Origin of the sequence: Holdemanella porci (genome assembly GCF_019052655.1) — a bacterium.
Taxonomy (GTDB): Bacteria; Bacillota_I; Bacilli_A; order Erysipelotrichales; family Erysipelotrichaceae; genus Holdemanella; species Holdemanella hominis.
The window spans coordinates 19,190-32,936 of record NZ_JAHQVB010000008.1 but is presented as its reverse complement, the minus strand read 5'-3'; the positions used below and the strand labels follow the sequence as shown (position 1 = coordinate 32,936).

Here is a 13,747-nt window from a genome sequence, read left to right as displayed (position 1 = left end):
ATGATGACAATTTTTAGTTTATGCTTCTTCATTTAATAAATGGAATTTTTCAAAGATATAGAATAGTAAAGACATGATCATTCCTGTGATACAAGCAAGTACCATTCCTGATAAGGAAATATTTCCTAAGTGAATTGTTACTCCGCTAAGTCCAACAACGAACACAACGGATGTTAAAATCATGTTTACACTTTTTCCATAATCTACTTTTTGATCGACTAGAATTCTTAATCCACTTGTACCAATCATACCGTATAGTAAGAAACTGATTCCACCGATAACTGGATTTGGAATTGTTTGAATCAATGCAGATAATGGACCAATGAATGAACAGATGATGGATAGGATGGCAGCTCCAGCAATAACTTGTACGCTGTATACGCCAGTAATCGCCATAACTCCAATGTTTTCTCCGTAAGTTGTAGTTGGAACAGATCCAATTAAACCTGAAATCATTGTTGAGAAGTTATCTGCAAATAAAGAGCGATGTAGTCCTGGATCTTTGATTAAGTTTCTTCCTACAACTTCACCTGTAACGATTTGGTGACCAATGTGTTCTGATGCGATAACTAATAATACGGGAAGCATCATTAGAATGGCATCCATACTGAATTTTGGTGCTTGGAAGTTTGGAATTGAAATAAAGCTTGCTTCTAATACAGGAGTAAAGTCTACAATGCCTACGGCAACAGCAGTTAAATATCCTGTAACTACGGCAATTAAGATTGGAATGACGCTTAAGAATTTTTTGAAGCATACACTTCCAATTACGGCCATACCAAGTGTAACCGCAAAAACAATCACGTTTTTAGGGTCAATGTTATCTCCTAGAATTCCAGCTGTATTTGCAGCAGATGAAGATAATTCTAGACCAATTAATGCAACAACGGGTCCCATCGCGGCAGATGGTAGTACGATATCAATCCATTTAGTTCCAAATTTCTTGATGATCATTGCCAATAAACATCCGCAAAAACCAACCACAACAAATCCACCACATGCGTATGGATATCCAAATTTTGCGATAATGATATTTGCGGGAGCAATGAAGGCAAAGCTACTTCCTAAATAGGCTGGTGCTTTTCCTTTTGTGATAAAAATAAACAACAATGTTCCGATACCATTCATGAATAGTACGATAGCTGGGTTAATACCGAATAAGAATGGTACTAATACACTGGCTCCAAACATTGCGAACATGTGTTGAATACTTAATGGTATCAGCAGATTTGCGGGTACTTTTTCTTCAACTTGAATAATTCGTTTTGCCATGAAAAATATTCTCCTCCTAAAATATACCTTAACTTTTATACCACATTTTAATGGATTATGAAACTAATTTAGGCTATAATTATCAAGTAGTGCGCCTGTAGCTCAACTGGATAGAGTATCAGATTCCGATTCTGGCGGTTGCAGGTTCGAGACCTGTCAGGCGCACCATTTAGGTGAAATATGGAAACAATACTTTTTGATTTAGATGATACATTAATTGAATCGATGCACGTATGGGAAGATGCCATCATTCGTTTATTTAAAAAGATGGATTTGTATATGAGTATGGAAGAGGCTCGTCAAATCTTTTTTACGATGAAATTTTCGGAAGTTTTAACATACATTAAAGAAAGATTTCATACTAAACAAGATGAGGCTTGGATGTTCAATGAAGTAAATGAAGATATCTTGAATCAATATGCGTATCATATTGAGGCAAAGAAGGGTGCTTTGGATTATATAAAGAAGTGTGCTTCAGAAAATAAAAAGATGGCTGTATTAACATCAAACACAAGGGCATTATCTGAAAAAGTATTAGATCGACTTGGTATGTTGGAATATATGGAGAATGTATATTCAGCAGATGAATTGAAGATGTCAAAAAGAGAAGTGGATATCTATGAGTATGTATTGAAAGATTTAAATACAACTGCAGAAAGTGCGATTGTATTTGAGGATTCGATGTATGCGATCAATACAGCTCGATCATTAAATATTGAGTGTATTGGTTTAGTAAATCCAAACAATCAAAAGGTGTTTGAAAAAAACCATGTAAAAACAATCGTTGATTTTACAGAATTGTGTTAAAATCATGATATGTCCCAGTAGCTCAGTTGGATAGAGCATTCGCCTCCTAAGCGAAAGGTCGTAGGTTCGACTCCTATCTGGGACGCCATATTGAGTTAAAAATAGCGCTGAAATCGTTTGACTTCAACGCTTTTTTGTATTCTCTTTTAATCAGAATAATACTTTTGATTTTTACTTTTTGGCTTGTCAGGAATTGTCAATTTTAGTTTACCTGCATCAACTAGTGGTTGAATATATTCTTTTGTCACAAAAGATGTTGTTTTAATATCTAAATATTCAGCAATTTCTTTTCTTGATTTTGGTGACTTACAAAAACGTATTAAGTCAATATCTTCATTGTCGTTTGAGGTATGTTGATTATAATAATGGAAAAACAAATAATTGCTTGAGGCTTTCCAGTTCCTCTGATTTTTCAAAAGTTAGAGGATATTTTTTTCTTTTCCATGCAAGAATCAATAGATATTCAAAGTATCCGTATTCCGCAGAAGTACATTCAAGAAAATTCATGTCTATTTTATCGTTGGTTGAAATGATAAACTCCCTTGCTATCTGGATTGAATCAGAGTCTGTAAGACAGCTTATCACCGCCCATATTGATGAGGACGAGTTTTGCCGCTATGTGATACAACGGGACATAAACGGGATTGCCCTTGCTCTGCGGGAAACACACAAGGACGATTTTTCAGCGTCCCAGAGGATAACCCGCTAAAAGAAATGCTGGAAACTGCTGGTGAAATCGTCAGCCAGGACAGCGACACGGAACAAGCGTACTTGGCGTTTATCTGCAAACGGCTCAAGCTGAATTTTAGGAAGCTGTCAGTAGAAGAACGGAAGTGGCTGAAAAAGATTGCGGAAAAATCCGACTTGCTGAAGAATCCAAAACCGCAGAGAGGACGAAGATAAAAAATGCCTGAACGGCGGTTCTGGTTTTTCAGAACCACCATCCAGGCATTTTGTTTAGTAATAGAAAAAGGTGCAGTTGATTATTGCGTATTGTCAATCTCTCTCAAACCGGGTAGTAAAAATACGGCAAGCGCAACGATGATAATGCCAATTCCGCAAATGACAAACCATTTCTCAACTCCCAGCCGCTCCGCCAGAGGCCCGGAAATGACAAGGCCAAACGGCATGGCGAGGGAAGCGGCGCTTGTCAGTAGAGAAAAAACTCTCCCCAGATATTCTGGTTTGACCGTTTCTTGAAAAATCGCATTTTGCACACCGTAAAATGGAGCGGAAATTCCCATAACAGTACAGCACACAACAAAGACAAGAAATGCGTCTGGCGGCAAAAGCCCGGAGAGCATATTGCTAACGCCCATCAGGAGAACGGAAAGACCGATGGTGTACCGCCGTTTCTTAAAACCGCCCCAAATGCTCAGAATGACTCCGCCAAGCAGCATACCAACCGCAAAAGCAATTTCAGCGGCAGAGGCATGGGCCGGTGTTCCTTTGAAGTATGACATACAGATGAGAGGAAAAAGCGTACTGATTGGCATATAAAAGAACATATAAATTACACCAATCCAGAGCAGAGCAAAGAGGCCCCTGTTTTGCTTTAATACCACATACCCCTCTTTCATATCCTGTAAAAACTGTTGTCTTTTCGTTTCTGGACATAGTTCAGGCGTTGGTATGGACGAAATCGCAACAGTCACACAGGCAAGGATTGCACCCACAATATCTAACAATATAATTGCATTAAGAGGCCAAACAGCATATAAAAACGCTGCGGCAGCTGGACTGATAATCGCACTTACTGCTTGCATGGTCTGCGTGTAACCAGCGCATTTTGTAAGTTCCTCTTTTGGCACAATCATAGGTGTTGCTGCGCTGAATGCTGGAGAATGAAAAGCAGTTCCCGCACTTCGGATTAACAGGACAACCATAATAGACCATACGGGCAATTCCATGTAAAACGCCACCAGCGCCAGAATACCGCCAGCGGCGGCAATTATCAAATCCGCACCAATCATTACGCTTTTACGGCTGTGCCGGTCAACAAAAGCACCTGCAAACGGGCCTAAACAGGCTTGCGGCAAAAATCCAATCAGTGTTGCCGCCGTCAATATGATTGCAGAATTAGTTTTCGCAACCAAATAAAAGATAATGGCCATTTGCAAAATACCGCTGCTAATAAAGGATATTGCTTGTCCGGCAAGAAGTGTAAAATAAGTTTTTCTCCATGAATTGTTGTTTTGGGTCATAATGCGAACCTCCTTTTTTATTGCATTGTTCCTTTGTTTCTGCAATAAAAAGCAGGCGTTGTCCCACAGAGAGGGCAGACGCCTGCATAACAACAAAGCACGAAAAAACACCACGATACAGTTCAAAGACTGCTCGTGTCAAACCTACGTGTTCCTTTGCATACGCACGCAAAAAAAGCCCACCATCATGTGGAAAGGTACTTCTACTTTTTATTGCTTATTAGCGTACACAAATTAACATACGTAAGCCTCCTTCCAATCTCAAACTGTCGCACAGTATAACACACATCCGATAGACTTGTCAACCATTTTTAACCTTGTTTTCCATCTTGTTTTTCCATCTCTTACGGGCAGTAGCAAAGCCAGGCGAGCCAGTCAACGGTCAAGATGAACGGCGCTTTCAGCGCCGCCGTTGACAGTCTCGCCCGTCTTTGCTAATGGGTAATCAAGGCGGGAAAGCCATTTTAGGGCTTTCCCGCCCATTTCAATTTTGGGAGAAGAAAGGCCCCAAAATGAACGAGTGCGGCCAAACACTTTTAGGGATTGGCCACCTTGTCCACCCATCCAGCGGGGCGGCGGGGAACGGTCAAGGCCGGGCGTCAGCCCATTCATTTCAGCCTTGACGGTTTCCTGCCGTCCTGCTACTTTTCCCGGAGTGTGGCCACACATCTGGTCACGGTGTCCAGAGCTTTGGGACTTTTTGTCCCATAGGCCGGGGGCGGAGGACGAGGGACGGGGGCTTTCATAATACGCCCTGTCTGCTGCTGAAATCAGCCCTTTGTTTCCGGCTTACCAGCCCCAAACAAAGCCCTGCTTTCCTGCCGCGTCAAATGCCCTTGTAGGTGATTTGAGCAGTGCACACGGATTCCATACTACAACCAGCACTTCGTATTATGTGACGTTTTTGGTGGAAAGTGGAGACAGAATAGAGCTTTGCGTTTCTGGAACAGAATATGGAATGCTTGTAGAAGGTGATACTGGCAGGCTGACTTTTCAAGGAACGAGATATTTGTCGTTTGAACGAATATGAATTTGTAAAGGAGGACTATGTATGCGTATATGGAAAGCAATATTTAGCGTATTAACTATCATTTTTGGCTCGCTGGGACTGATGAACATAGTTTCTACTAATATAACACTACCGATTATGTTTGTATTTATGGGATTAACTTTTTTGACAAATGCAAAGGAGTGTTATGATAAGGGTGCGAAGAAAGATGCTATGATATTTGTAGGCATCGCAATTTTCGTCTATGTAGTCACAGCATATAACCTGATAAGCAGACTTATGTAAAGAATTTACGTGGAGGTGAAAGTAGCATATGAAATGTTTAGATTGTGGAATGGAAATGGAACAGGGAACTGTTCAAGGTATAGGACAAGGTGGTGGGCATTGGTACGAATTTACTTCTGATGAAGAAAAAAACTGGAAAACTGGAATAAAAGGCTTTTTTACGCAAAAAAGCATTAGCCTAAAAACATCAGTTATAGAAAGTCCTGCATGGCATTGTCCTAATTGTAAGAAGGTTTTAATGTGGATGGATAGTAAAGAATAATTCCAACTTGTAAAATTGAAAATTAGAATTTGTTACTCTTTTGTATCGTAAATAATTTTGCCCGTAAAGTAAATTGAAATGTCCATTTGAACTAAATCTTCTGTTTCTAAGATAGATAAATAACCAGAATACAATACTTGATTATACCCGTATAATTCATCTACAATTTCAAAGCTATAGTTTTTGTATCTCTTTATAAAGCGTTCCAGTTCTAATTTCTCACCGTTGAATTTTCCATAGTTTCCCCATTTGCTCTGCAACATAACGCAGGTACAATCAAAATCCACACCTTCGATTGTGATGTTTCCCTCGACCTGTTCAAAAGGTTCTGTAAGTTTTTCATATCCGTCCTCGAATTCAAGGACTATTGTTTTATCTTGAATTATAATCTTTTTGACCCGCATATCATGCAGACTATATGGAATGGGCGGATTGTGTTTATATTCTGTCCTCATGAGACCTCCCCGTCAAATTCTAATTTATCGATTTCTTTTTACTTACTAATCATACCATACAACAGCATAAGAAACACTAAAATATTGCAGACCATACCGCCCCAAAACAGGTACAACTTCAAGCCCTCATATCTAAAAAAACTGTTCTTACTTTCCTCAAGCTCCCGGATCTTCTGCTTCATCACGCTCGTAAGTGTATCAGACTGCTTCTCAAGAAGCTTTGTAGCCCTCTGTATAGCCTCTATATTCGCCTGTAACGCCTTTCTAACCTCTTGGACGGTGTTTTCCTTAACCTCATCTTTCAGGCTCCCAATCTCGCCCGATATAGCGTCTTGAAGCAATTCGTTGCTGTTCTTCAGCAGCTCTACGCTCTGCTTCAGCTCGCTGATGAGCTTCCTGTTCTGCTCTGCGTCTCTCTGCCTGTTCTGCTCTGCCCTCACTTGTTCTTGATTTGACTGCTTCATCAATTCCTCGCAGTTCTCGCTCGACATCGCCAACGCTTCTTTGAGCAGACTGTTTTCCAGCTCTGTCCGGCTCTGTCGGTTTAACTCTTGAAGCTGCTCTCTTGGACTGCTCTGCTTCTGCTGTTCGTGCATTTCTCTCAAACTCATGCTCCATACTCTCCTTTCCAAAATCCATATTGTAGTATTTTTCCAGCTTGTTATCCCTGATTTTACAAGCCTTTTCTCCTGCCTGTTCCCTGGCTAAGTCGGTATATGTGATGTACTTGTGGCTGTCCTGCCAGTCCACCCCGTACCCTCTTTCATTCATCAGCCGGATAAAGGTTTCCCGGCTGGTCGCTGTTTCCTTACAATCCAGCACCGCAAGGGCAATATCCTGCACATAGCTTTTGACCTTTCCCTGCTCTGCCTGTTTCAAAAGCTGGTAGGTGTCTTTGCTCCATGCCACCGTTTCTTCCCGGACTTCTCCAGCAAATGTCTTTCCTTTCTCCGGCACATGCAAGCCCTGTTCCCAGCTCTGCTCGTTGCACCGTTCCTTTAAGTCTTTAAGGTCGTGCTTACTCAGAGGGTAATTTAGGGTATAACAAAATAACCCACCCGAATATCGTTTTTTTTATTTGGTGAGTTTGTTCTTTCAAATACGAAACAAATGCTCATGTACGGTAAAGTATCACAAGAAAATTATGTCGAATTGACAGCCGCCTCCGCTATACCGAATAAGGAAATAAAGAGTCCTCAAATTTTGCGCTACTAAATGAAGACGAGCGGAAGTAATCTCCCGCTCGTCAGTAAACTTAACTATGCCATATCAATCCCGCTTCTTTCCCGCCACCGGCACTAAGAACAGCGCGGGCAACAGCAGGAAAGCGGTACAGACCAGCCCCCAGGGTATGGACACCTGCTGGGCTACCAGCCCCACAATAGGCCCGCCGATGATCTGCCCGAAAGAGTCCAGCTGTCCGCTGGTGGAAAAGACTGTGGCGCGCATTTTCTCATCCACATGGTCGTTCATCCAGGCGGCCAGCACAGGCTCCTTGATGGTGCGCATAAGCCCCGCCAGCAGGAACACCAACAACATGAACCAAAAGCTCCGCCCCACCGCGAAGAGAACCAGGCACAGGATATACCCGGCGCTGGTGGACATGACCACACTGGTTCGGCTGACAGTCCCTTTTTTCTCCATGCGGGCGATGAGCAACTGAGAAGCCAGAATACCTAAGCCGCTGCCGATAAGACTGATAACACCGAACCAAGTGACGCTGTTCAGCGGCCCGATAACGGGTATTACCGTGTCATCCAGAAAATGAGCGGTGGAGAGCCGGTCAAAGCCTTCACTGGCAAGTCCCCCGCATAGTGTGATTGCTAAGAGCGCCAGCAACACAGGTGCGCCTTTCACAAAGCCCAGGTTGAGCTTGAACAGGCAGACAAAGTCTTTAAGCAAGCCCTGCCGTTCCTCAATAGCAGGGGAGAAGTTGGTTTCTGGCATGATGCGAACCAACACCAGCCCCAACAACAAGCACAAACTGCCCCCCAAGATGACAGGCATTTGCAGGTTTATGTTTCCCAGCAGTGTGCCCAGCACCACGCCCAGAACGCCGCCGATTTGCCCCATTTGACTGCCCCGCAGGAACACCTTGTCTATGGGTTTGTCCTCTTCCTCCGAGGCAATCCACGCCTCCAGAGCGCCGGTGATGAAGGTATCACCGCAACCCCAGACAACCTGGGCCAGCAGAACCGGCGCGAACCACGGTAGCGCACCCTCCATCAGAAAGCCCAGGCCGTAGAGGAACATTCCAATCAGCACCGAGCGCCGACGGCTATACAAATCCGCCACCACACCGGTGGGTATCTCGAACAGAAAGCAGGAGGTCTCCAGAACCGTCCCTACCAGGACAAGCTGGAAAGCATCCAGCTGCACCACCTCCAGGTGGTACACGATGGAAAGCACTGTGGACATAGAAACCGCCAGGGAACAGACAAATCGGAACAGCAGGTAGACAGAATATGCCTTTGAATTTTTAGCAAACATGAAGTTACATTCTCCTTTCAAATCTCATTTTATATGACTTTTGCAAGCTGTTAAGCTAACTTGTGGAACATATGCCGAACCTTATCTATACGGCTATTCGGGCGGCGGGGTTGGCAAATAAATTTACCAATAGCTGGCTGGTATCCTTTTAACTCTGTCAAGCAGACTCCCTGCCCATTTGTGAAATAAGTTAAATCGTTCCTGTATTCTTGAATACATCTAGCAGGGATTTCTCCTTTCAGAATGACCTCGTCATTCTTTATCTGAGTACTTACAATATCTGCACAATACCTTGGAGCATCATGATACGCCCGTGAGAGATATTCCTGCGGTGCATAAATTTCAAAGTGGAGATATGGCTCTAATAGTTCTGTCCCTGCTTTTTTTAAAGCCTGCTCCAATACGATAGGGGAAAGCAGCCGAAAGTCTGCGGGGGTACTTACAGGACTATAATACAATCCATATTCAAAACAGATTTTACAGTCTGTCACTTTCCATCCATACAGCCCCTGCTCGCAGCCATAAAGAACCCCCTCCATAACCGCATTTTGGAACGATTGATTTAAATATCCAAGTGAAACTCTGCTTTCATACTGCACTCCGCTTCCAATAGGGAGCGGCTCTATGGACAACCCGACAGAAGCCCAGAAAGGATTTGGCGGGACTTCTATGTGGATGGTATATTCTGCTTTTCTAAGCGGTCTTTCCATATATATAACAGTAGGCTCTTTTATTTCTGCCTCCACATGATATTTTTCCTCAAGGATGGCACAAATGACTTCCATCTGCACATTCCCCAAAAAAGAAAGTATAATCTCATGCGTTGTAGTATCCACATAATATTTTAAAAGAGGGTCGCCATCTGAAATTTCTGTAAGTGCCCCAAGCAATATTTCCCGCTGTTCAGATTTCTTTACTGCAATCGTTGTTTGGAGCATAGGGAGAGGATTTTCAATAAATTTTCTCTGCGGCAACAGTATTTCGTTCCCCAAAATACTGTTTAGCTGCAAAACATCATTTGGTAAAATTACAATATCACCAGAGCAGGCTGTATCGGATGAATATAATTCACCGTTTGTCGGAACACACATCTCTGTGATTTTTATTTTCTCTTTTTCAGATATTCTAATAACATCCCTCAAATGCAATGTTCCGCTATATATACGCACATAAACAAAACGCCGCCTTTTCTCTGAATATTCAATCTTAAAAACCTGCCCGCATAGTTCAGATTGACCTTCAGGCGTTGATGAATAAAATTTACTGGCAATTACTTCTATAAGCTGCCGAATCCCCAGATTGTTTTTAGCGCTTCCGTGATAAACGGGAAATAACGTTCCGTTTTGGAATCTCCTGTTTTCTTCCTGTTCCAGTTCTGACATTTTAAACGGTTTCCCTGACATATATTTCTCTAATAGTTCATCGTTTCCCATAATTACCGCATCCCACTGTTCCATATCGTCATTGTCCGTTACATTTATATGGGGATGCTGCCCAACCTTTTGCTTCACTATAATTTCCGAAGAAAGCTTTGCTTTCATTTCCCGATATACCATTGGCAAATCAATCCCCTCTTGGTCAATTTTATTGATGAAAAAAATTGTCGGAATCTTCATTATCTGTAGTGCATGAAACAGTATACGGGTCTGTGCCTGTATGCCATCCTTTGCAGAAACTAATAATACTGCTCCGTCTAATACGGATAAAGAACGGTATACTTCCGCCAAAAAATCCATATGGCCTGGCGTATCTATAATGTTGACTTTTACATCCTCCCACTGAAAAGATGTCACTGCTGTCTGGATAGTGATTCCCCTTTGACGCTCCAAATTCATTGTATCTGTCCTTGTTGTGCCTTCATCTACGCTCCCTAGTTCTGCAATTGCACCACTGGTATACAATAAACTTTCCGTTAATGTTGTCTTTCCTGCGTCAACGTGAGCCAGAATGCCTAAGTTAATTATTTTCATGTGATTTTCCTCCTATCAACACCCAAAAAAGGGCATAAAAATACCCAGTGATAAATACTCCTATCACTGGGTAAATAACTCCAATAGCCCCAAAACACTTATATGTTTTCGGGCATATAAAATTACATGATAAAAGTATTCTTAAACTGGGTACAAAAAACTAAGCCCCATATTAAAAGTGAAACGGGACTGCTACTTTTTGTTCCCACTATCAAATTGACAGTTTATTTAAGAATACCTTGCCGCATATTTATTAAATCCTTGTATAATACTGAATCTAATTATATTCCTTAACCCTTTATTTGTCAAGCTGACAAACTAAAGCAGAAAAAGCGGCAGGATTTCCCCCTGCCACTAATCATCTGTTTATGCAAAAATAATTTCCTTTTCCACAATCTCCCTCGCACAAGCCCTTATGTTATTGAGGCATCCTGTCCATTCTAAGGCGTTTTCTGCCTGTAGCTGTTCCGTTATGCCCTGTGCCTGTTTCATACCCTCTATGAGCCTTTCAAAGCGTTCCTGTGCCTGTCTGTTGATGTCGGCAAGGTAGGCGTTTAGCCTGCCGCTTGTAAGAAGATTGGTGTATGTAACTTTACGGTACTGTTTTAGATAATCTAAATGCCGTTGCCCCCAGATGCCTATTGCCTGTTCTTCTTCGGCGGGTACAGTTAAGCACGGTATCAAATAATCCCCTTGCCTTTCGTATTTGCCGCCCAGTTCCTCAAATAATGATTGATCGCAGAGCTGTTAATGAATATCTTACTCTGATTGGAGAAAAAGAATTGCCCCTAAATTTTTTTGAAATAATTGACATTGAAGACCGATTTCCGGTTGAAAGAGTAAATAAACTATTGAATGGGAAAGAATAATAAATCTTGAATTTGCAAAGGAGACCAGTTATGAAAAAAACTAATAAATATAATGGAATGATATATGGGATGTGCATCGGTGTAGGTGTAGGAACTGCATTAGGCGTGGTATTCAATCATACTATATTAGGATTAGCTATAGGACTGGGAGTGGGAATGTTTGTTGGGAGTCTTTTTACTAATAAACATGATGATGATATAGAGTAGTAAGCGAAAATAAAATTCCAGTTTGACAATTTTATATCTACACACAAAGCAGTTAACCTTAGGATTATTAGAAATTTATAGTGGTAGTGGAACAAATGTTAAGGTTAGTTAATTTTGTCGTAAAGTGATAATACTCCAAGTATTTTATCCAATTTAACAAGGATTTCATCGAGAGGCTTTCTTGTAGTTGCTTCATATTGTGTAATTCTGATATCAGTAGAATCTTCGGGGAAGCCAAGTGCGATACCAAGTTCTTTTTGTGTGAGATGATTTTTCTGTCTCAAATGATTTAATTTTCTTCCAAATGTAATCATAGTAGTTATTCCTTTCTGCAAGTTATTTTGAGTGTGTGAGGTGTCGAATCATAAATTATTCGGCACCTCTGGTTTTATGATCTTTATTCCCCGGTACTTCCAAAAGCCCCGATATCTCTTGCTTCTCCGAGATCCAGAACAAAGTCGGCGATTAGAACCGGAGTGATAACCAGTTGCCCTACACGGGTATCTTTGCGGAGTATTTGGGATTCTGAACTAACATTACTGATGATGGCATGAATTTCTCCTCGATATCCGGAATCAATAGGCGGAAGTTCGCAGACCAACCCTTTTGCTGCCATGCTGCTTCTTGGAAAAACATAACCGGCATATCCATCTGGAATCATGAGACCAAATCCTAATGGGATTCTTGCAATCTCTCCTGGTTTTAATGTGTAGTCATAAGGCATATATACATCGGCCCCGGCATCGTTTTCATGAGGTCGGAAAGGATAATGATCTTTCTCTAACCCAAAGTCGATCAATTTAATTTTCATAAACAGTTTCCCTCCCTTCTACGAGCAGAGGATAATCTGCTCTCATTATTTCTAATGGAGACCATTCTTTTGGGATAGGAATTTCACAGGACATAGCACCTTCTTCACAACATCCCCTCTGGCAGAAAGGACCGGTCAGCTTCGGTGAAAATAACACCGGATCAAATTCATATAATTTCTGCCAGATGTCCAACATTACAATTCTTGTTTCGTCGGTATTTCTCCTGCAGATTCGCTGACTGATCATATGTTTCCACTCATAAGGTGTAGCGCAGATAATCAGAATATTTCTTAAAGCATGAGGGAGGGCATATCCTGCAGAATCATGATGAAATCCCACAGAGCACAATTCCTGATAACATCTGAGATCCGATAAGCAGCTTTTCAGATAGAGATCAATGTATCTCTGTTCGGAAAAAAGGATTTCATATGGGATCGTAAATGCAGCTTTTTCTGAATAGTTGCTATATTGCAGAGATGCACTCATGAATTTTACTTCGTTTTGATGACGAGTAATCTGTGCAAGAAAACGTCTGCTTGCCCCCACAATCGCAACAGTGATCACCGTAAATTTCTGTACGGTTGGATGAGGAAGACTGGCAATCCGATCTACGGTTTTATCTGTAAAAGATTTCTGATAAAGAGCCATAAGATCATCCATGTTTTGAATGGAATGCCCCTGTTGGGTAAGCCTTGCTGCGAATACCATGTTCTGAGCTGCTTCTTGAATGGTATAACTATTTAAAATCTTTGTCTCAATGTGATCCATAGGCTTGTTCCTCCTTTATCAATGCTTTCAGTAGAATGAGATAGTTGATGCAGTCTGTGATCTTCTCATCCCATTGTTCTAAGTCAAATTGGAGCAGCGAAGAGCAACACATGTCATAGAGAGATACGACATGCTTCGACATCATTCCGGCCAGAGCAGCCTTAGGTGTGCATCCCTGTAATGAGGCAGCGATTTTAAACGCACTCAGGCGGTCAATGCGGTCTCCGGTGTATTCTTTCTTCTTGTGTGCCAGGACATCGGCACATTTTCGATATTGTTGTTCAAGGACAACATTAAATTCATTTTGTGTCATATTGTAATTCCTCCTTCGTAAAAT

At 41.7% G+C, this 13,747-nt stretch carries 19 protein-coding genes and 2 tRNA genes; 9 read left to right on the top strand and 12 right to left on the bottom strand.

Annotation, left to right across the window (positions count from 1 at the left end; translation table 11 throughout):
- Nucleotides 1–18: 18 nt before the first annotated feature.
- Nucleotides 19–1,272 (bottom strand): uracil permease, encoded by a 1,254-nt coding sequence (gene uraA / locus KTQ83_RS02910; protein WP_186999565.1) that lies wholly within the window; start codon nucleotides 1,270–1,272, stop codon nucleotides 19–21.
- A gap of 91 nt (nucleotides 1,273–1,363) precedes the next feature.
- Between uraA and KTQ83_RS02905 the strand changes: the two genes are divergently transcribed.
- The 3 genes from KTQ83_RS02905 to KTQ83_RS02895 all read left to right on the top strand — a co-directional run bounded on the left by KTQ83_RS02905 (nucleotide 1,364) and on the right by KTQ83_RS02895 (nucleotide 2,167).
- A tRNA-Arg gene (locus KTQ83_RS02905) sits at nucleotides 1,364–1,440 on the top strand.
- 12 nt (nucleotides 1,441–1,452) lie between these two features.
- Complete coding sequence (locus KTQ83_RS02900) at nucleotides 1,453–2,079, top strand: HAD family hydrolase (RefSeq protein ID WP_217255963.1); 627 nt, start codon at nucleotides 1,453–1,455, stop codon at nucleotides 2,077–2,079.
- 11 nt (nucleotides 2,080–2,090) lie between these two features.
- A tRNA-Arg gene (locus tag KTQ83_RS02895) sits at nucleotides 2,091–2,167 on the top strand.
- Nucleotides 2,168–2,225: 58 nt separating this feature from the next.
- On the opposite strand, the gene KTQ83_RS02890 is transcribed toward KTQ83_RS02895, so the two are convergent.
- Nucleotides 2,226–2,495: a Fic family protein gene (locus KTQ83_RS02890; RefSeq protein ID WP_217255962.1), complete on the bottom strand. Its 270-nt coding sequence runs from the start codon at nucleotides 2,493–2,495 to the stop codon at nucleotides 2,226–2,228.
- Nucleotides 2,496–2,688: 193 nt separating this feature from the next.
- Between KTQ83_RS02890 and KTQ83_RS02885 the strand changes: the two genes are divergently transcribed.
- Nucleotides 2,689–2,982: a hypothetical protein gene (locus KTQ83_RS02885; RefSeq protein WP_425331020.1), complete on the top strand. Its 294-nt coding sequence runs from the start codon at nucleotides 2,689–2,691 to the stop codon at nucleotides 2,980–2,982.
- Between the two features lie 80 nt (nucleotides 2,983–3,062).
- Here KTQ83_RS02885 and KTQ83_RS02880 read toward each other — a convergent pair whose 3' ends face one another.
- Nucleotides 3,063–4,283, bottom strand: coding sequence for an MFS transporter (locus KTQ83_RS02880; protein ID WP_002584949.1), 1,221 nt, complete (start codon nucleotides 4,281–4,283; stop codon nucleotides 3,063–3,065).
- 778 nt (nucleotides 4,284–5,061) lie between these two features.
- Here KTQ83_RS02880 and KTQ83_RS12220 point away from each other — a divergent pair.
- Genes KTQ83_RS12220 through KTQ83_RS02865 form a run of 3 tightly spaced genes read left to right on the top strand, consistent with a single transcriptional unit; the run spans nucleotide 5,062 to nucleotide 5,839 of the window.
- Entirely contained in the window at nucleotides 5,062–5,313 is a 252-nt protein-coding gene (locus KTQ83_RS12220) for a DUF2500 domain-containing protein (protein ID WP_330601554.1), read from the top strand.
- Between the two features lie 21 nt (nucleotides 5,314–5,334).
- Complete coding sequence (locus KTQ83_RS02870) at nucleotides 5,335–5,577, top strand: hypothetical protein (RefSeq protein WP_009247028.1); 243 nt, start codon at nucleotides 5,335–5,337, stop codon at nucleotides 5,575–5,577.
- A 28-nt stretch (nucleotides 5,578–5,605) separates the two neighbouring features.
- Nucleotides 5,606–5,839: a PF20097 family protein gene (locus KTQ83_RS02865; RefSeq protein ID WP_009247027.1), complete on the top strand. Its 234-nt coding sequence runs from the start codon at nucleotides 5,606–5,608 to the stop codon at nucleotides 5,837–5,839.
- 32 nt (nucleotides 5,840–5,871) lie between these two features.
- Here the strand turns inward: KTQ83_RS02865 and KTQ83_RS02860 are convergent, their stop codons facing one another.
- The 5 genes from KTQ83_RS02860 to KTQ83_RS02840 form a co-directional block, all read right to left on the bottom strand.
- The gene (locus KTQ83_RS02860; RefSeq protein WP_002801797.1) at nucleotides 5,872–6,294 is read right to left on the bottom strand and encodes a hypothetical protein; all 423 of its coding nucleotides are present in this window, start codon (nucleotides 6,292–6,294) and stop codon (nucleotides 5,872–5,874) included.
- A gap of 38 nt (nucleotides 6,295–6,332) precedes the next feature.
- On the bottom strand, nucleotides 6,333–6,905 hold the full coding sequence (locus KTQ83_RS02855) for a hypothetical protein (protein WP_002801799.1): 573 nt from the start codon (nucleotides 6,903–6,905) through the stop codon (nucleotides 6,333–6,335).
- 658 nt (nucleotides 6,906–7,563) lie between these two features.
- The gene (gene tet(40), locus KTQ83_RS02850; RefSeq protein WP_009247026.1) at nucleotides 7,564–8,784 is read right to left on the bottom strand and encodes a tetracycline efflux MFS transporter Tet(40); all 1,221 of its coding nucleotides are present in this window, start codon (nucleotides 8,782–8,784) and stop codon (nucleotides 7,564–7,566) included.
- 50 nt (nucleotides 8,785–8,834) lie between these two features.
- On the bottom strand, nucleotides 8,835–10,754 hold the full coding sequence (tet(O), locus tag KTQ83_RS02845) for a tetracycline resistance ribosomal protection protein Tet(O) (protein ID WP_000691758.1): 1,920 nt from the start codon (nucleotides 10,752–10,754) through the stop codon (nucleotides 8,835–8,837).
- 366 nt (nucleotides 10,755–11,120) lie between these two features.
- The gene (locus tag KTQ83_RS02840) at nucleotides 11,121–11,471 is read right to left on the bottom strand and encodes a TnpV protein (protein ID WP_039930742.1); all 351 of its coding nucleotides are present in this window, start codon (nucleotides 11,469–11,471) and stop codon (nucleotides 11,121–11,123) included.
- Nucleotides 11,472–11,482: 11 nt separating this feature from the next.
- Between KTQ83_RS02840 and KTQ83_RS02835 the strand changes: the two genes are divergently transcribed.
- The gene (locus KTQ83_RS02835) at nucleotides 11,483–11,623 is read left to right on the top strand and encodes a hypothetical protein (protein ID WP_244975746.1); all 141 of its coding nucleotides are present in this window, start codon (nucleotides 11,483–11,485) and stop codon (nucleotides 11,621–11,623) included.
- A 30-nt stretch (nucleotides 11,624–11,653) separates the two neighbouring features.
- A complete protein-coding gene (locus KTQ83_RS02830) occupies nucleotides 11,654–11,830 on the top strand; it encodes a glycine zipper domain-containing protein (RefSeq protein ID WP_008976817.1) in 177 nt (58 codons plus the stop codon).
- Between the two features lie 104 nt (nucleotides 11,831–11,934).
- On the opposite strand, the gene KTQ83_RS02825 is transcribed toward KTQ83_RS02830, so the two are convergent.
- From KTQ83_RS02825 to KTQ83_RS02810, 4 genes are all read right to left on the bottom strand, one after another.
- On the bottom strand, nucleotides 11,935–12,144 hold the full coding sequence (locus KTQ83_RS02825) for a helix-turn-helix domain-containing protein (RefSeq protein WP_009247025.1): 210 nt from the start codon (nucleotides 12,142–12,144) through the stop codon (nucleotides 11,935–11,937).
- Between the two features lie 83 nt (nucleotides 12,145–12,227).
- Nucleotides 12,228–12,641 carry a dUTP diphosphatase gene (locus tag KTQ83_RS02820; RefSeq protein WP_009247024.1) on the bottom strand — a complete coding sequence of 138 codons (414 nt, stop codon included), beginning with the start codon at nucleotides 12,639–12,641 and terminating at the stop codon, nucleotides 12,228–12,230.
- Nucleotides 12,631–13,410, bottom strand: coding sequence for an FAD-dependent thymidylate synthase (locus tag KTQ83_RS02815; RefSeq protein ID WP_217255961.1), 780 nt, complete (start codon nucleotides 13,408–13,410; stop codon nucleotides 12,631–12,633). The genes KTQ83_RS02820 and KTQ83_RS02815 overlap by 11 nt, the downstream gene beginning before the upstream one ends.
- Nucleotides 13,397–13,723, bottom strand: a complete 327-nt coding sequence (locus KTQ83_RS02810) for a hypothetical protein (protein WP_217255960.1) — start codon at nucleotides 13,721–13,723, stop codon at nucleotides 13,397–13,399. Before KTQ83_RS02810 ends, KTQ83_RS02815 begins: the two co-directional genes overlap by 14 nt.
- Nucleotides 13,724–13,747: the final 24 nt, after the last annotated feature.